Genomic DNA, 16,597 nt, shown 5'->3' with positions numbered 1-16,597 from the left:
CATAGAGTGGTGTAACTCGGTGGCCGAGATCGTCTGCGATTCCGTGTTGTGCACGGGTGTAGAGCGGCCACCGTGTGATCCTTCGAGTCAACCTTCTACCGAATCCTCGAACGGAGTCATCACGATGACCGCACCTCATATTGTCGACCCTGCAGGCCTGCTTGGCCAAGCCCTCGCCGACGCGTCGCCGGATCTGATGCGCGAGCTACTGCAGACCATGATCAACGCATTGCTCTCCGCCGATGCCGACGCCGTGTGCGGCGCCGAGTGGAACGCCCGCTCGGAACAGCGCACCAACCACCGCAACGGCTACCGCCACCGGCCCCTGGATACCCGGGTCGGCACCGTCGACGTCGCCGTCCCGAAGCTGCGCTCGGGCAGCTACTTCCCCGAGTGGCTGCTCGAGCGCCGCAAGCGAGCCGAGTCCGCGCTGATCACCGTCGTAGCCGACTGCTATCTGGCCGGGGTGTCTACCCGCCGGATGGACAAGCTGGTCAAGACCCTGGGTATCGACTCGCTGTCCAAGTCGCAGGTCTCACGCATGGCCCAGGACCTGGACGAGCAGGTCGCCGCGTTCCGGCACCGCCGCCTGGACGAGGCCGGGCCGTTCACCTTCGTCACCGCCGATGCGTTGACGATCAAGGTCCGCGAGAACAAGCAGGTCGTCAAGGCTTCCGTGCTGCTGGCCACCGGCGTCAACGGCGACGGCCACCGCGAGGTGCTGGGCATACAGGTCGCCACCAGTGAGACCACGGCCTCGTGGAACACCTTCTTCGCCGACCTGGTTGCCCGCGGCCTGGGCGGGGTGCGGCTGGTGACCTCCGATGCCCACGCCGGGCTCATCGAGGCGATCGCGGCGAACCTGCCCGGCGCCGCGTGGCAACGCTGCCGCACCCACTACTCGGCGAACCTCATGGCCGTGTGCCCCAAGTCCATGTGGCCGGCCGTGAAGGCGATGCTGCACAGCGTCTACGACCAGCCCACCGCGGAGGCGGTCAACGCGCAATTCGACCGGCTGCTGGAGTACGCCGAGCACCGGCTGCCCGAGGTCGCCGACCACCTCGGCGACGCCCGCGAAGACCTGCTCGCCTTCACCGCATTTCCCGACGACGTGTGGCGACAGATCTGGTCCAACAACCCCATATCGGTTAACCGGCCCTCCCACGACACGATCACGGTTGCAGCGTGAGGTCCTGAGCCGACGACCGGTTGAGGCGCATGCTGGCGGTGTCGGCTCCGATCGAAAGGCGGCGGACAATGACCGTTCGGGTGCGCATCAGCAGCAACGGGCATGTGATCGACGGCCAATGGGAAGGATGCGCAGCAGCAAACGCGTTCCTGACGCATCTGGCCGGACGCGGATTCAGTTCGGCAACGGTGCGGGCATATGCGTTCGACGTGCTCAATCTGGCCCGATTCCTGCTCGATCGCGACCTCACGGTGGCTGCGGTGACGCCGGTGACGGTGTTCGAGTGGGTCGACTGGCAGAACGTGCACCGCAAACCCCGCCCAGGCATGGCGACACGAGGTGATCGGGGCACTGCGGCATCGACGATCAACCGACGAGTCGCGGCGATACGCGCATTGTTCGAATACCTGGTGATGACCGGGATACGCACCGAAAATCCGGTGCCCTCACCGCGGCGCGGACAGGGACTGCGACCACCAGCGCGAGGACTGCTCGGACACCTCGGGCCGGGCCGACCCCGAGCCGGAGGCAGGCTGGTACGCCAACCGCGGCTACTGCCCGAGTCCCTCGACGCCGACGCGATCGAGCAGTTTGCGGCGTCGCTGCGCACCCATCGGGATCGAGCGATGTTGTGGGCGATGCTGTTCGGCGGGCTGCGCAACGCCGAGGTGCGATCCCTGCGGTTGGCAGACGTCGATTTCGGCCAGCGACGACTCCGGGTGCTCGGCAAAGGCTGCAAGGAACGGGTGGTGCCGGTCGATGCGGTGTTCTTCACCGAACTGTCGGCCTATCTGCGCCTCGAACGGCCACCGGGGTTGGCGACCGAGGAGTGTTTCGTGGTGCTGCGCGGCCCCACCGCGGGGGCGCCGGTGACCGAGGCGGGACTGCGGTCGCTGTTCCGGCGGCACCGGGACCTCTCCGGTGCGACGAGGGTGCGTCCGCACCGATTGCGCCACACCTACGGCACCGAACTCGCTGCCGCCGGAATCGATCTGATGGTGCTGCGAGAATTGATGGGGCATGTGTCTCCGGACACCACTGCCGAATATGTGCATTTGTCGGTCGAGCAGCTCGCCGCCGAATACGGCGCGGCCCGCGCCAGTCTCGCCGGAACACGACAATGAGCACCGCGGTGGTTGCGACGGTCGTCCTGCCGGCCGGACCGGGTGCGGTGCTCACCGACTACCTCGAGCACGTCGCCAGCCTCGGGCTCAGCGACAGGTCGGTGCGCGCTCGCACCCTCATCGCGACCACCTTCCTCACCACGCATCCGGACTTGCGGGACTGGATGACCCGACCCGCTGCCGACCGGCTGGCCGAACTACGCCGCACCGGGGCCTGGCCACTGCTGTGTCACCTCATCGGACGCGGCAACCTGCGGCTCGACCTCGAACTCGCGGCCGTCAAGAACCTCACCGGACTCGGCCGGGCCGTCGAGGACCGCGACCCGGACGGGTTCGCCGCGGTCCGGGCCGCCGGCCTGGTTTTGGGGTGGACACCGCAATGGGTCGAGACCGTCCTCGGCGAGTGCCTGGCGGTGCTGCTCGCCTGGCACGGCGGTTCCGTCAGCGGTGTGAGCGCCGAGACCGTCGGCGAGTTCGACGCCGCATTGGCTGCCACACAGTCAATCCCGGATACATCGAAACGCGCCTACCGCAACCGTATCGCGGGACTGCGACAAATGCTGTTTCAGGCCCGCATCGTCGACACCCCACCACGGCGCCGACCGTGGGCCCGCACCTACGCCCAACGCTTCGCCGACGCCCCGATGGCCGATCCGATCCGCGAGGCCCTGTTGCGTTACGTCACCGTCCGGGCATCGGTGCTCCGCCCGAAATCGGCCGAATCGCTGATCAACGACCTGCTGCCGTTCGCGGACTACCTCACCACCAACCATCCCGAGGTCACCTCCCTCGAGGATCTCGACCGCAGTCACATCGAGGGCTTCCTCGTCTGGAATCGCACCCGCACCTGGCGTGGGCAACGCGCCGCTGCCGGGGCCGGGCGCATCATCTCCAAGGCCGTGATCCAATCGACGGTACTGAGCGTGCGCAACCTGCTCGAGGACATCACCGAATGGGGCTGGGAGCAGGCCCCACCGCGCCGTCTGGTCTTCGCCGCCGACGTCCCGAAACTCGACCAACCGCTTCCGCGGGCATTGCCGCCCGACATCGATGCTGCGGTGATGAATGCGGTTTCCCAGCTGGATGATTCGTTCGCTCGTATCGGGTTGACGGTGCTGCGCGGAGCCGGTCTGCGGGTCGGGGAGCTACTGGATCTCGAGCTCGGCAGCGTCATCGATTACGGCCCGGCCGGGACCTGGCTCAAGGTTCCGTTGGGCAAGCTCGCCACCGAACGCATGGTCCCGCTCTCGGCGACCACTATCGCCGCGTTGGACGAGTGGACCGGCGGGCGTGGTATCTGTCGGCCATTGCCGCATCCCCGCACCGGAGAGTTGACCGATTTCCTGTTCGTCGCACACGGCCGCCGTCTCAGCCAGACCCGGCTGCGCAACGGTCTGCTCGCTGCCGTCGAGGCTTGCGGACTGCGTGGGGCCGGGGGTGCGCCGTTGGTGGTGACCCCGCATCAGCTGCGGCATACTTGGGCCACCGAACTCGCCAACGCCGGGATGAGCCTGCAGGCGTTGATGGCGTTGCTCGGGCATGTCACTCCGCAGATGACTTTGCGTTACGCCACTTTGGCTTCACCGACGTTGCGGGATGCCTATGACCAGGCGATGGGCAAGATGCGGCGGCGGTTCACGCTCACTCCGGTCGGCAAACCGATCGTCCCCGACGCGGTGAGTTGGCTCGGCAGTGAGATGCTCAAAACGCGTGTTGCCCACGGTTACTGTTCCCGTCACGAGAGCGCGGGTGCGTGTCCCTATGCCAACATCTGCGAGACCTGCGACAACTTCGTCACCGGACCTGAGTTCCGCGGCGCGCTCGAGGCGCAACGCACCGACATCCAGGCTCTCGAGGTCGATGCTCGTGACCGTGGATGGCCCGATGAAGCTGCCCGGCATCATCGTGTCGCTGAGGCGTTGACCGACCACTTGCAGCGTCTCGATCGCTGATTCGATGTGAGATCAGGGTTGATCTCATCCCTGAGGGCCGGATAACCGAGCGGCTCAACCGCGAGATCCGCCGCCGCACCGACGTCGTGGGCATCTTCCCCAACCGGGATGCCATCGTCCGCCTCATCGGCGCCGTCCTGGCCGAGCAGACCGACGAATGGGCCGAAGGCCGCCGATACCTCGGCCTAGAAGTGCTCAGCCGCTGCCGGCTCACCCTGACCACCAACACCGACACCAGCCAGGCGACGGAGGTGAGCACCGATGAACTGATGCAACTACCCGCCTGACCACCAACGAAGGATCAAAAACGAGTTACACCACTACCAGGGGCTTGACCCCGCCGCGAGGCCGGCATCGAAGCGCGTTCGCTGCGGGCGGTCGTGCTCGACCGACTCGGTCGGGGTAAGCGCTGAACTCGGTTGGGGCAAGCACTGGGCTTCGATGCGTCCGGATGCCTCGATCGACGATCGGCGGGAGTCCTGTTCGAGTGGACCGTCTCGCATCACTGCAGGTCAGGGCGGTCAGAACCGCCTGTCGTGGTCGGACTGGCAGGCTCGATCCCGGAAGTGATCGAGGAGGAATCGAGTGAAGACGACGGTGGGCGAACCCGAACCGGGACTACCGACACCGGACGACGTGCAGGCACCGCTGGTCGCAGTGGAGCATCTCGCGCAGGATCTGCGACGCGCACTCATGGTGTACAAGTTCGGCATCGACGAGATGATGACGAAGATCAACATCCTGCGCGAGGAGTTCACCTACGCCCGCGAGTACAACCCGATCGAGCACGTGAAGTCGCGGTTGAAGAGTCCCGAGTCGATCCTCGCCAAGGCGGAACGGAAGGGTGCGCCCGCCTCGCTCGACGGCATCCGCGAGGCCGTCCGCGATATCGCAGGCATCCGCATCACGTGCAGCTTCACGTCGGACGTCTACCGGATCATCGACATGATCACGAGCCAGCTCGACGTGACGGTCGTCGAGATCGAGGACTACATCGCGCGCCCGAAGCCCAACGGGTACAGCAGCGTGCACGTGATCGTCCAGATCCCGGTGTACATGTCCGACCGGGTCGAGCGCGTCTACGTCGAACTGCAGATCCGCACGGTCGCCATGGACTTCTGGGCGAGCCTGGAACACAAGATCTACTACAAGCACGACCGCGAGGTACCGGACGAACTGCGCGAAGAACTCCGCCTCGCCGCGGAAACGGCGCGCGATCTGGACCTGCGGATGGAAGCACTGCACCGCCGCGTCCACGGCCCGAACAACGGGAACTGACCGAGGTACGCAACGTGGGGTGAAGGCTCGCAACGTGGTCGGTCACTGTCGGCGTTGCGAACCCACCACCGGTGTTGCGTGCCCATCACCATTCCCACTGTTGACGCGGAATCTTCCGCGCGATACGTAAGCGTTCACGCACAGGGAGGGGACGGAGGAGTTCTGGGGCCTCGGGTGTGGTGACGAGATGGCGATCTTCGGGACACCGATGGAGACGGTCGATGAGTCCGACCAGCGCGTTGGGTTCGCTGACGAGAACGTACGCCATCACGGTGAAGGCACCCGGCTGGTCGTGAGGCACGCGCGGACGTGTCACACGGAATCCCGGAACACGGAACCTCATGAGCGGATGGTGTATCTCCGCACCACGAGACGTCACTGTGTAGACGTCGGGCACGATCTGCTCGATGTCCTCCCACCGGACGAAAACATCCGACACTGCGCGACGGTAGAGCCAACTCGTGCGACGCTGAATGCCTTCTGTATAGAGGTACAGACCTCCACGTGGCCGCAACAGGAACGGAAGGGCACCCGCGAGGACCACGGCCAAGGTCGTCCACATCCAGAAAGAACCGTCCGGAGGGTGAGGGTCGGAAAGTTCGTTCATCCCTCGTCGCTCGTCGGCTGAACGGATGCCGATCGCCACTATCACAGTGAAGAAGGACAGCCAGAAGGCCGCGTGCGCGTAAAGCAACCGTTGATAGGGAATTTCGATTCCACGTCCATGGGTGTCGTCGTGACAGTGCCGGATCCCGGGGTGCAATCCGATCCGTTGGAATCCGGCCATGTGGAACATGTGTGCTGCGGGCAGCATGACCACTGCGGCGATGAACAAGGAGTCGATCATCGAGGTCGAATGATCCTCACCGGCGCCCCAGGCCAGCACCGTGACGGTGAGCCAGGCCGGAATGGCACCGAGGGCAAACAAGAACGGCCGGAAGCGTTGTGGCCATACAGGATCGAATTGGCGCTGTACAGAAGAGTTTCCGGCATAGTCACTCATGTAGCCTTCCCTCCTGCCGCATGATCAGACTTTCGTGGATTGTGTGAATGTGAACGTCGAGCGACCCGAGACTGTCGGAGCGTGCGGTTGCCGTCAGTTGCGTCAGGTAGCGGTCGTACTCGTGGTCGATCACGAGGTATCGCGTCACGGCGGTGTACTCGACGTCGTCCACTCGATAGGAGCCTTGGATGATCACCGATCGGTGCCCGCGGAAATCGGATGTGTCGCGGAGCGTCTCCCTCCACGCGGGCAGTTCGCGAGCTTCACGCGCCGCGACCTCCAGCAGTTCGTCCGTCGGCCGCCATTTCGACAGTGCGCAGTGGAGGAGGACGGCGTTGGGCACCCAATCGTCCGCGACGTGCTCGGGAGCCACGAGAACCGTATGTGCATGCGGAAAGACATCGCGAGGGAGAACTATCCAACCCTCCGGCGCCTGGAGTTCCGGTTGCGGATGCCGCGGGTCGTCCGGGTCGCAGGGGCTCAGTTCGACTTCGCGTGCTGCGAGGTAGTCGGAGAGCGTCGTCTGAAGCGAAGCGGTCATCGAGATGCCTTCCGGCGGCGTGCTGTGCGGAACCGTTCGCGCAGCGGTGGGGGACGAAGAAGATCTGCGGAATCGGGCCTTTCGACGTCGGGGCGCTTCTCTGGATCCTCTTTCATGTCCTGTAGTAGTCGTACGAGAGTGTTGGGCTCCGCGGCCAGAGCATGCGCCAGCACCGCAATCCTGTCGTCCGAGTCATGAGGGGTTCGTTGGCCTTCAGGAATCGGACCTGTGGTCCGTAAACCGATCAAGGGGTGCCGACCCAGGTCGGCATTGATCTCGGCATCGACACTTGTGATGTCCGCCCACGGAAGGAAGATCCGAAATTCTATGTTGCTGAAGAATATTCTCCTACGCGTATGCCGTTCGATTCCTTCCCGGAAGATCCTCACCGCAATCTCGATCCGGATGGCAAGCAGTATCGATGACAGGAGGAGCGCAACGGCGGCGAGAACTGCGACCAGGAGCGCGTTTCGAGGAGTGTCCCGTCCCTCGGGAAGGAGCGATGTATTTCCGGCAACGATCCAGAGGGCCGAGGCGGCAACTCCGTATACAGCTCCCCCCAGCAGAACGATCATCACCGGAGCGGTGAGACCACGGCGCATCGGAACGATGATTCCGTCCCCGTGTCGTGGATCGTGTATCCGATGAATTCGCGAGGACCGTCGAACGTGTCGGAAACCCGATTCACGAAGTGCCGTAAGCGACAACAGTGCCATCATCGACAGGCCACCTACGTAACCTGTGAATTCCAGTGCGTGATGGGCATTTCCGGCTCGGATGGCGAGAGTAATCATGACCATTGCCGACAATGCGAATGCGACCGCCATCAGAAAGATCACCGGTCGGAAAGCTTGTGGCCAGTAGGGGCGCTGGTCGTTGCGAGGGTACGTCCCGAAGCTTTGGGGCTCGATTTTCGAACTCATCTCATGTGTCTCCGCACTGGTTGCGCTGATGGAGGGTTTCGTCATGTGTCAGTCCCAGAGCGCTTGGAAGCCCTTCGACGAAATATAAGTGGTCAATCCACCCGCCAGTGCGCCTACGGCGAGTCCCACTGCCGTGCCTACACCCGGAGCGATCATCGTTCCGAGGGCGGCGCCCCCTTTTGCTCCTGCCCATGCTGCTACGCCTCCCAAGGCCGAAGCCGTGGATTCCGTGACGATCGCCTTGGTGGGATCCATGCCCGACTCGATGTCGTTGACGATGGCGGGCACCGTACCGAGAGCGATAGCGGCAGGGTTCATTCCTCGGCTGATGTTTCGGGCCAGATCGTCACCGGATGAGATGGCGGCTTCTTTCAGACCTTCCTTGGTGGTATCGGCCATGATTCCGATAGTCGAAGCTGCGGTCGTCGCTGCCCAGTCAGGCCACCAGGAGAACTCGCCGTTCTCGTTCTGCACGACCTTCCCCGGCGCCGCGGCATCCCTGGCTGCTTCGAGTACCGCAACGGCGGCGGTGATGCGATCGGCTGTTTCGGTTGCGGCTCGCGACGCTTGTTCGAGAGCGCCGGTGACGGCGTGGGTCAGGTCCGTTGCTTCGTGTTCGAGGCGGACGCGGGTCTCTGCGACGGCTTCGCTCGGCAGTATCGCCGAGAGGATGTGGATCTGGTCGGAGGGGTTGACGGTGCCGTCGTCGTGCACGGTGAACCCGGACTGTTCGGCGCCGCCCACGACCGACCGGAGGTGCAGGCGGGTGCTTTCGACGAGCCACGCGCCGGTGCGGTACGCCTCCGCGATCTGCAGGAGGGCTTCGGCGATGGCGCTGCCCAGCGAGCGTTCGCGGACCACTCGCGCGGCGGCGGCACGCGCGGCGTCGCCGGACCATCGCTCGGCGAGCACATCTTGCTCGGTGAGCAGACCTTTCATGCGGTCGTCGAGTGTGTCGACGAGCACGTCGAGGTGGTCGGCGGTGATTCGCAGAGCGTCGGTATTCCAGGACCGGACCGCAGCGACTCCCGGTCTCATCCGTGCTGATCCATCGCCGAGAGTGCAGCCACGAAGTCTGTCTCTGTGACGACGTAGTCGTTCGCGGCGCCGTCGGTGATGTCGACGATCTCGCGCAGGCGACTGCACACGTTGCCGAGTGCTTGATCGGTGGCGGTGAAGGCTCGTGCGCAGACGGCCGTGAATTCTGTTCCGGGAAGTGCTGATTGCGACACGGCATACGGTTCGCCGACGTCCCAGTCGTCGATCGCGTCGGCGGTGTCCGCCACGAAGATTGCGAATGTGCGCAGCGCTTCAGGATCTACGTGCAATGTCACGACTGCCCCCCGACAGAATCCCCCGATACGTCCGGGTCGGGACGATAGCAGACGGCGCCCTCGCGGAGCCGGAGCGGACCGTCGGGCGACTTCGAGCGGGGCATCGGTCGTACCCGAGGTACGCAACACGTCGTGAAGGTTCGCTACGCCGGCAGTTGCTGGCCGTGTTGCGAACCCGGAACTGTTGTTGCGTACCTCCCGGCTGTCCGGATGCGCAGACGCCCCCGCCGTTCCGAGAAGGAACGGCAGGGGCGTCCGAGTGAGGCATACTTGTAGTCGTCTGAATCGAAGCGTTCATCGAGACGCCTCCTGGTGGCGTGCCATCCGGAATCGTTCTCGCAAAGTCGGTCCCAGAAGGTCGGTTGTGTCCGGCTGTCACTACAACTCCCTGAATCATTTTGAATGTGTACGGCGTGGCGGCGCTGTCTCTGGGGTGACGAACCGGTCGTCACTTGCTGCGACAGGGGATCGAGGTACGCAACATGCAGTGAGGGTTCGCAACGCCGTCAGTTACTGGCCGCGTTGCGAACCCGATGTTGCTGTTGCGTACCTACCGGCTGTTCCCGTGCTGACGCGACGGCTGGCGTGCTGCGCGGAATCGTTCCCGCAGCCGCGGAGGGCGCAAAAAGTCGACTGCACCGGATTTCGTGAGGAGTCCACGATCGCACGGATTCTCTACCAGACGTTTCATGAGTGTGAACAGAGTGTTGGGCTCCACAGCGAGTTGATGAACCATCACCGCAAACCTGTTGACTCCGTCGTGACGGGTCCGGAGGTCTTCTGCCGTCGGTGAAACGGTGAAAAGGTCGACTACCGGATACTGTGCGGACCCCAAGCGGACGCCGAGATCTCCGACCTCGATACGCTCGATCTCGTTCCAGGGAATGAAGTGATCGATCACCTGCGCATGAGTCAGAACTCGTCTACAGACCCGCCTCCGGATACCCCCGCGATATATGTCGAGTCGCGTGTCCGATCGGACGGCCAGAAGAAGCACCGCCGTCGCAAAGCAGACGAATACCAGAACAATCAAGAAGGGAAGCCCCTCGCTCTCGGTTCGACCGTGTGGGAGAAGGCTTTCGCCGGACCGATGTGAAACCGCGATCGCTGCAGCGAGACTGTAGGTTCCGAGCGCGAGTGCGGTACCGACGACAGTCGAGATTCCCCAACGACGTGTCGGTATCCGGATTCCAGCACCGTGCTCGGGATGATGGTGATGAACCACCAGCCGGGACAAGGCGAGATGACGGATTCCCGCTTCGTGGAAGCAGATCGGACTCGATAGGGCGAGTCCGAGCGTGATTCCTGCGAAACCGACGGCGGCTAGGACATCATCCTGTGTCCACTGTTGCAGCGTGAGTGCAGCGAAGACAGGCACCAGCGCAATCATGAGTACTGAGATCAACATTGCCACAACATGAAAGTGCTGTGGCCACGGCCAATGGATGGCACACGCATTTTCGGGTGGCTTGTCCGGCTTCATCATGCGTGACCTGAAGAGCGCTGAGCGCCAATTGAATAGATTGCTCAACGCCATAGTCCTTGTAATCCTCTCGAGACACCCAGCCCAATCGTGGCACCGAGCACGGTCCCGGCAACAAGACCTACGCCGGTTCCCACGCCCGGTGCGATCAATCACCCTGCCACTCCTCCGACAAGTTTGCCCAAACCGGAGCCGATCCTGTATCCAAATGCAGCGCCAATACTCTCGGTAACGACTGCTTCGGCCGGGTCCATTCCGGTCTCGATGTCGTTCGAGATCGCGGGGATCACTCCTAATGCTGCTCCCACGGGCCCAATTCGAGACGCAATACGGCCGGCAACGTCGTCCCCGGACGCTGTCGCAGCACTCTTCAGTCCCTCCTTCGTCGAGTCTGCGGTCAACCCGATAGTGGCTCCCGCTATAGAGGCCGGCCAATCCGGAGGCCAGAACGAGAACTCACCGTTCTCGTTCTGCACGACCTTCCCCGGCGCCGCGGCATCCCTGGCTGCTTCGAGTACCGCAACGGCGGCGGTGATGCGATCGGCTGTTTCGGTTGCGGCTCGCGACGCTTGTTCGAGAGCGCCGGTGACGGCGTGGGTCAGGTCCGTTGCTTCGTGTTCGAGGCGGACGCGGGTCTCTGCGACGGCTTCGCTCGGCAGCATCGCCGAGAGGATGTGGATCTGGTCGGAGGGGTTGACGGTGCCGTCGTCGTGCACGGTGAACCCGGACTGTTCGGCGCCGCCCACGACCGACCGGAGGTGCAGGCGGGTGCTTTCGACGAGCCACGCGCCGGTGCGGTACGCCTCCGCGATCTGCAGGAGGGCTTCGGCGATGGCGCTGCCCAATGAGCGTTCGCGGACCACTCGCGCGGCGGCGGCACGCGCGGCGTCGCCGGACCATCGCTCGGCGAGCACATCTTGCTCGGTGAGCAGACCTTTCATGCGGTCGTCGAGTGTGTCGACGAGCACGTCGAGGTGGTCGGCGGTGATTCGCAGAGCGTCGGTATTCCAGGACCGGACCGCAGCGACTCCCGGTCTCATCCGTGCTGATCCATCGCCGAGAGTGCAGCCACGAAGTCTGTCTCTGTGACGACGTAGTCGTTCGCGGCGCCGTCGGTGATGTCGACGATCTCGCGCAGGCGACTGCACACGTTGCCGAGTGCTTGATCGGTGGCGGTGAAGGCTCGTGCGCAGACGGCCGTGAATTCTGTTCCGGGAAGTGCTGATTGCGACACGGCATACGGTTCGCCGACGTCCCAGTCGTTCATCGCGTCGGCGGTGTCCGCCACGAAGGCTGCGAATGTGCGCAGCACTTCAGGATCTACGTGCAATGTCACCACTGCCCCCCGACAGAATCCCCCGATACGTCCGGGTCGGGACGATAGCAGACGGCGCCCTCGCGGAGCCGGAGCGGACCGTCGGGCGACTTCGAGCGGGGCATCGGTCGTACCCGAGGTACGCAACACGTCGTGAAGGTTCGCTACGCCGGCAGTTGCTGGCCGTGTTGCGAACCCGGAACTGTTGTTGCGTACCTCCCGGTTGTGTGCGCGCTGGCGTGACGAGGTGCGTGCTGCGCGAAATCGTCTACCCTTCCGACTGAATTCTCCGATACGCCGCGCGTGACGGTAGCAGCGATCGGTCGGGGTGCCGTGGAAGGAGCCGAGATGTCCTACGTCCGTCTCAGGGGAGAACTGCTGTGCCACAGCGAGGCCGAGCGTGAGATCATGCTCGGCCATCTGCAGTGTCATATTGACCTGACGCGCGCCGAACCCGGTTGTGTCTCGTTCGAAGTCCTGCCGACCGACGACCCTATGGTGTGGCGCGTCGAGGAAACCTTCGTCGACGTCACCGCGTTCGAGATGCATCGAACGCGGGTGGCCCGCAGTGAGTGGGGACGGCTGACCGTCGGTATCGGGCGCCGGTACGAGATCGAGGGTGCGGATACACAGACGCCCCCGCCGTTCCGAGAAGGAACGGCAGGGGTGTCCGAGTGAGGCCTACTTGTAGTCGTCTGAATCGAAGCGTTCATCGAGACGCCTCCTGGTGGCGTGCCATCCGGAATCGTTCTCACAAAGTCGGTCCCAGAAGGTCGGTTGTGTCCGGCTGTCACTACAACTTCCTGAATCATTTTGAATGTGTACGGCGTGGCGGCGCTGTCTCTGGGGTGACGAACCGGTCGTCACTTGCTGCGGCAGGGGATCGAGGTACGCAACATGCAGTGAGGGTTCGCAACGCCGTCAGTTACTGGCCGCGTTGCGAACCCGATGTTGCTGTTGCGTACCTACCGGTTGTTCCCGTGCTGACGCGACGGCTTGCGTGCTGCGCGGAATCGTTCCCGCAGCGGCGGAGGGCGCAAAAGGTCGACTGCATCGGATTTCGTGAGAAGTTCGCGATCGCGCGGGTTCTCTGCCAACCGTTCCAAAAGCGCGAACAGAGTGTTCGGCTCCGTCACGAGCTGGTGGGCCATGACCGCCACTCGACACTCCGAATCATGTCGAGTCCGAGCTTCTGGTGGAATCGGTTCGTTCGTATGAAGATCGATTACCGGGTGGACCGTAGTTCCACCACCGACTCCGAGGCTACCTACCCCAATCCGGGCAATACCTTCCCAGGACAGGGAGATGTCGAATACCTGTTTCTTGAAGAAGACTCGACGACGTACGTAGCGGCGTACACCGCGTGGGCTGATGTACAGGGTCGTCTCGAAACGGATGGAGACGATCAGGACCGCGATCAGGCCCATGCCGGCGGCGCATACCGCTATGAAGAGGGCACTCTCACTGTTGTCTCGGTTGATCGGCAACAGTGCTTCGCCGAGGCCGCTGTGCCATGTGAATGCTGCTGCGGAACCATAGGCGGCCAACCCCAGCATGACTGCGACTGTTGTCCACACTTCGGTTCTTCGTGTTGGGATGCGAATACCCGGACCGCGGTCGCGATCGTGACGAAATTTGATGTCCCGGTGCGGTCGAAGGTCCCGAAGACCCGCACGCCGAAACGAGGATCGGGCGATGACGAACAGCGCAATCGAGCCGCCTGCCGCACCGAGTGTGACTTGGAAGTCGTTCGTTCGGATCGTGTCCTGGACGAATGCGAAGCTCACGCAAGCTGCGATAAGCAGCGCAATCGACAGAACTAGTGGCACTATCCTGAGCGGTTGTGGCCAGGTCGCTTCGGATGGGGTCGATCGGATGTTGTCGACGAGTTCGTCAGGTGTCCGAACTTTTTTTCTTCGCTTCAACAAGCACCTCGCTCGTACGTGAGGGGTGAGATCATTTCCACACCTACTGGCCAAGACCTGAAACCGCGAAATGACCTGGGACTCCGGCCGGTGGATTCTCTGACGCGTCCGCGCGCAACCTACGTGTTTCCTCACCGCGTCGTGTGAGCAATTCTGGCTTCACGAAGCCGTTTTCGAAGCGGGGGAGGGCGGAGCAGTTCGACTGCCCCCCCTTTGTCCTACATAGCTCCGCTGATCCGGATTCGTCCGTAGGTGTTCGAGAAGCGCGAAAAGTGTGTTCGGCTCCGCCACCAGTTGATGCGCTGTAATGCTTACGGGGTGGGTCGAATCATGCCCGGTGCTCGAAGTGTCGGCTCCAGTTGCGCTGTAAAGGTGGATGATCGGCCGACCCGCGGATCCTGTACGTGGTGGTAGTTCCCTGGGTTCTATGCGACCGATATCGTCCCAGGGTAGGAAAGTCGAATCATCTCGTACAGAGAGGAATGATCGTCGCCTCCGAATTCGCTCCACCCCGGACGGAAAGATCCTTAATTCGGTTGTTGCGCGGAAGGCGAAGACAAAGAGCGCAAGAGCGGTCATGACGATTGCACCGGCGAGTAGAAGCACGGCACCGGGGAGTGTGTCGCGACCGGAAGGCATCAGGGACTCGCCGAATCCCAGGAACCATCCAAGTGAAGCGGAAGCACCATATGCGGCGGTGCCGAAAAGGATTCCCGAGAGGATCCGGGTGTTCGATTTTCGAACCGGGATCGCCAAGCCGAGTCCTCGCACGGGATCCTCATGAACCGTAATCGACCGGGATAACCCGAGATATCGGATTCCGGCATCACGGATGCCGATGATGAAGAGCGAAATTGCTAGTGCTGTTCCACCTGCGAAGCCGACGAAGTAGGTAGCGTCCCCACGCTCGGCGCCCTGGAAAGACGAGTATGCGAGAAGGATTGCAAGACTGAACATGGCGACGGAGAAAACGGCATCTGTGCAGCGAAGGCACTGAGGCCATGCCTGGTTGTCGTCCGGAAGGCCGACGGGCATCGTTGGGTGCTGGTGTTGCATAAGTCTGGCCCTGTTCCTTTCAACGCGGTGGACGACTCGAATCAATGCAGTGCTGCTTGTAGAACCTTGGAGGTCAACCAGGAAATGGAAGCGCCGGCCATCGCGCCCGCCACCAGTCCGACTGCGGTTCCGATCCCCGGCGCGACAAGGGATCCAACAAAAGCTCCGGCCTTCAGGCCGCCCCAGTAGCCGAGCGCAGCGCCGGCGCCTTCTGTTACGACTGCCTCGGCAGGATGCATCCCACCTTCGATGTCGTTGACTATCGCTGGGACCACTCCGAGTGCCGCCCCAGCCGGCCCGAGCTTTTGCGCGACTCCACGGGCGAGGTCGTCACCGGACGCTGTTGCTGCCGCTGTAAGACCCTCTTTCGTTCCGTCGGCCATCACGCCGATGGTGGAGGCTGCCGTCGTAGCTGCCCAGTCAGGCCACCAGGAGAACTCGCCGTTCTCGTTCTGCACGACCTTCCCCGGCGCCGCGGCATCCCGGGTTGCTTCGAGTACCGCAACGGCGGCGGTGATGCGATCGGCTGTTTCGGTTGCGGCTCGCGACGCTTGTTCGAGAGCGCCGGTGACGGCGTGGGTCAGGTCCGTTGCTTCGTGTTCGAGACGTGCACGGGTCTCTGCGACGGCTTCGCTCGGCAGTATCGCCGAGAGGATGTGGATCTGGTCGGAGGGGTCGACGGTGCCGTCGTCGTGCACGGTGAACCCGGACTGTTCGGCGCCGCCCACGACCGACCGGAGGTGCAGGCGGGTGCCTTCGACGAGCCACGCGCCGGTGCGGTACGCCTCCGCGATCTGCAGGAGGGCTTCGGCGATGGCGCTGCCCAATGAGCGTTCTCGGACCACTCGCGCGGCGGCGGCACGCGCGGCGTCGCCGGACCATCGCTCGGCGAGCACATCTTGCTCGGTGAGCAGACCTTTCATGCGGTCGTCGAGTGTGTCGACGAGCACGTCGAGGTGGTCGGCGGTGATTCGCAGAGCGTCGGTATTCCAGGACCGGACCGCAGCGACTCCCGGTCTCATCCGTGCTGATCCATCGCCGAGAGTGCAGCCACGAAGTCTGTCTCTGTGACGACGTAGTCGTTCGCGGCGCCGTCGGTGATGTCGACGATCTCGCGCAGGCGACTGCACACGTTGCCGAGTGCTTGATCGGTGGCGGTGAAGGCTCGTGCGCAGACGGCCGTGAATTCTGTTCCGGGAAGTGCTGATTGCGACACGGCATACGGTTCGCCGACGTCCCAGTCGTTCATCGCGTCGGCGGTGTCCGCCACGAAGGCTGCGAATGTGCGCAGCGCTTCAGGATCTACGTGCAATGTCACCACTGCCCCCCGACAGAATCCCCCGATACGTCCGGGTCGGGACGATAGCAGACGGCGCCCTCGCGGAGCCGGAGCGGACCGTCGGGCGACTTCGAGCGGGGCATCGGTCGTACCCGAGGTACGCAACACGTCGTGAAGGTTCGCTACGCCGGCAGT

At 63.5% G+C, this 16,597-nt stretch carries 15 protein-coding genes and 2 pseudogenes; 6 read left to right on the top strand and 11 right to left on the bottom strand.

Annotated elements, in window-relative coordinates; translation table 11 throughout:
* Positions 1-124: 124 nt before the first annotated feature.
* The 5 genes and pseudogenes from BO226_RS17695 to BO226_RS17675 form a co-directional block, all read left to right on the top strand.
* Positions 125-1,141: pseudogene (locus BO226_RS17695) on the top strand (IS256 family transposase); the annotation flags it as partial.
* Between the two features lie 116 nt (positions 1,142-1,257).
* Positions 1,258-2,313 carry a tyrosine-type recombinase/integrase gene (locus tag BO226_RS17690; RefSeq protein WP_064257805.1) on the top strand — a complete coding sequence of 352 codons (1,056 nt, stop codon included), beginning with the start codon at positions 1,258-1,260 and terminating at the stop codon, positions 2,311-2,313.
* Positions 2,310-4,265, top strand: a complete 1,956-nt coding sequence (locus tag BO226_RS17685) for a tyrosine-type recombinase/integrase (RefSeq protein ID WP_064257806.1) — start codon at positions 2,310-2,312, stop codon at positions 4,263-4,265. Before BO226_RS17690 ends, BO226_RS17685 begins: the two co-directional genes overlap by 4 nt.
* 47 nt (positions 4,266-4,312) lie before the next feature.
* A pseudogene (locus BO226_RS17680) lies at positions 4,313-4,552 on the top strand (transposase); the annotation flags it as partial.
* 298 nt (positions 4,553-4,850) lie between these two features.
* Positions 4,851-5,543 carry a GTP pyrophosphokinase gene (locus BO226_RS17675; protein ID WP_024102151.1) on the top strand — a complete coding sequence of 231 codons (693 nt, stop codon included), beginning with the start codon at positions 4,851-4,853 and terminating at the stop codon, positions 5,541-5,543.
* A gap of 85 nt (positions 5,544-5,628) precedes the next feature.
* Here the strand turns inward: BO226_RS17675 and BO226_RS27770 are convergent, their stop codons facing one another.
* The 8 genes from BO226_RS27770 to BO226_RS17635 all read right to left on the bottom strand — a co-directional run bounded on the left by BO226_RS27770 (position 5,629) and on the right by BO226_RS17635 (position 12,139).
* Positions 5,629-6,546, bottom strand: coding sequence for a hypothetical protein (locus tag BO226_RS27770; RefSeq protein WP_198040572.1), 918 nt, complete (start codon positions 6,544-6,546; stop codon positions 5,629-5,631).
* Positions 6,539-7,087: an LpqN/LpqT family lipoprotein gene (locus BO226_RS17665; protein ID WP_071935834.1), complete on the bottom strand. Its 549-nt coding sequence runs from the start codon at positions 7,085-7,087 to the stop codon at positions 6,539-6,541. The genes BO226_RS27770 and BO226_RS17665 overlap by 8 nt, the downstream gene beginning before the upstream one ends.
* Positions 7,084-7,662: a hypothetical protein gene (locus BO226_RS27150; protein WP_156895250.1), complete on the bottom strand. Its 579-nt coding sequence runs from the start codon at positions 7,660-7,662 to the stop codon at positions 7,084-7,086. The genes BO226_RS17665 and BO226_RS27150 overlap by 4 nt, the downstream gene beginning before the upstream one ends.
* Before the next feature lie 396 nt (positions 7,663-8,058).
* Entirely contained in the window at positions 8,059-9,048 is a 990-nt protein-coding gene (locus BO226_RS17660; protein ID WP_071935833.1) for a hypothetical protein, read from the bottom strand.
* Complete coding sequence (locus BO226_RS17655; protein ID WP_232237989.1) at positions 9,045-9,344, bottom strand: hypothetical protein; 300 nt, start codon at positions 9,342-9,344, stop codon at positions 9,045-9,047. The genes BO226_RS17660 and BO226_RS17655 overlap by 4 nt, the downstream gene beginning before the upstream one ends.
* Positions 9,345-9,894: 550 nt before the next feature.
* A complete protein-coding gene (locus BO226_RS27145; RefSeq protein WP_156895248.1) occupies positions 9,895-10,830 on the bottom strand; it encodes a hypothetical protein in 936 nt (311 codons plus the stop codon).
* 149 nt (positions 10,831-10,979) lie between these two features.
* Positions 10,980-11,867 (bottom strand): hypothetical protein, encoded by an 888-nt coding sequence (locus BO226_RS17640; RefSeq protein WP_232237988.1) that lies wholly within the window; start codon positions 11,865-11,867, stop codon positions 10,980-10,982.
* Positions 11,864-12,139, bottom strand: coding sequence for a hypothetical protein (locus BO226_RS17635; RefSeq protein WP_232237987.1), 276 nt, complete (start codon positions 12,137-12,139; stop codon positions 11,864-11,866). The genes BO226_RS17640 and BO226_RS17635 overlap by 4 nt, the downstream gene beginning before the upstream one ends.
* Positions 12,140-12,490: 351 nt before the next feature.
* Here BO226_RS17635 and BO226_RS17630 point away from each other — a divergent pair, with 351 nt between their 5' ends.
* Complete coding sequence (locus BO226_RS17630) at positions 12,491-12,820, top strand: putative quinol monooxygenase (protein WP_051121709.1); 330 nt, start codon at positions 12,491-12,493, stop codon at positions 12,818-12,820.
* 287 nt (positions 12,821-13,107) lie between these two features.
* Here BO226_RS17630 and BO226_RS27140 read toward each other — a convergent pair whose 3' ends face one another.
* The 3 genes from BO226_RS27140 to BO226_RS17615 form a co-directional block, all read right to left on the bottom strand.
* Positions 13,108-13,929, bottom strand: coding sequence for a hypothetical protein (locus BO226_RS27140; RefSeq protein ID WP_156895246.1), 822 nt, complete (start codon positions 13,927-13,929; stop codon positions 13,108-13,110).
* Positions 13,930-15,164: 1,235 nt separating this feature from the next.
* The gene (locus tag BO226_RS17620) at positions 15,165-16,145 is read right to left on the bottom strand and encodes a hypothetical protein (RefSeq protein ID WP_071935830.1); all 981 of its coding nucleotides are present in this window, start codon (positions 16,143-16,145) and stop codon (positions 15,165-15,167) included.
* Positions 16,142-16,441, bottom strand: coding sequence for a hypothetical protein (locus BO226_RS17615; RefSeq protein WP_232237986.1), 300 nt, complete (start codon positions 16,439-16,441; stop codon positions 16,142-16,144). Before BO226_RS17615 ends, BO226_RS17620 begins: the two co-directional genes overlap by 4 nt.
* Positions 16,442-16,597: the final 156 nt, after the last annotated feature.

Origin of the sequence: Rhodococcus sp. 2G (assembly GCF_001886355.1) — a bacterium.
In the GTDB taxonomy this organism is placed as follows: domain Bacteria; phylum Actinomycetota; class Actinomycetes; order Mycobacteriales; family Mycobacteriaceae; genus Rhodococcus; species Rhodococcus pyridinivorans.
Note: the sequence above shows the minus strand (reverse complement) of the source record. Positions and strands in the feature narration are given on the sequence as shown.

Excerpts from the sequence above, each read along its gene's own strand:
- BO226_RS17690 (WP_064257805.1), top strand. The coding sequence starts at position 1,258 with ATGACCGTTCGGGTGCGCATCAGCAGCAACGGGCATGTGATCGACGGC.
- BO226_RS17685 (WP_064257806.1), top strand. The coding sequence starts at position 2,310 with ATGAGCACCGCGGTGGTTGCGACGGTCGTCCTGCCGGCCGGACCGGGT.
- BO226_RS27770 (WP_198040572.1), bottom strand. The coding sequence starts at position 6,546 with ATGAGTGACTATGCCGGAAACTCTTCTGTACAGCGCCAATTCGATCCT.
- BO226_RS17665 (WP_071935834.1), bottom strand. The coding sequence starts at position 7,087 with ATGACCGCTTCGCTTCAGACGACGCTCTCCGACTACCTCGCAGCACGC.
- BO226_RS27150 (WP_156895250.1), bottom strand. The coding sequence starts at position 7,662 with ATGATCGTTCTGCTGGGGGGAGCTGTATACGGAGTTGCCGCCTCGGCC.
- BO226_RS17660 (WP_071935833.1), bottom strand. The coding sequence starts at position 9,048 with ATGAGACCGGGAGTCGCTGCGGTCCGGTCCTGGAATACCGACGCTCTG.
- BO226_RS27145 (WP_156895248.1), bottom strand. The coding sequence starts at position 10,830 with ATGATGAAGCCGGACAAGCCACCCGAAAATGCGTGTGCCATCCATTGG.
- BO226_RS17640 (WP_232237988.1), bottom strand. The coding sequence starts at position 11,867 with ATGAGACCGGGAGTCGCTGCGGTCCGGTCCTGGAATACCGACGCTCTG.
- BO226_RS17630 (WP_051121709.1), top strand. The coding sequence starts at position 12,491 with ATGTCCTACGTCCGTCTCAGGGGAGAACTGCTGTGCCACAGCGAGGCC.
- BO226_RS17620 (WP_071935830.1), bottom strand. The coding sequence starts at position 16,145 with ATGAGACCGGGAGTCGCTGCGGTCCGGTCCTGGAATACCGACGCTCTG.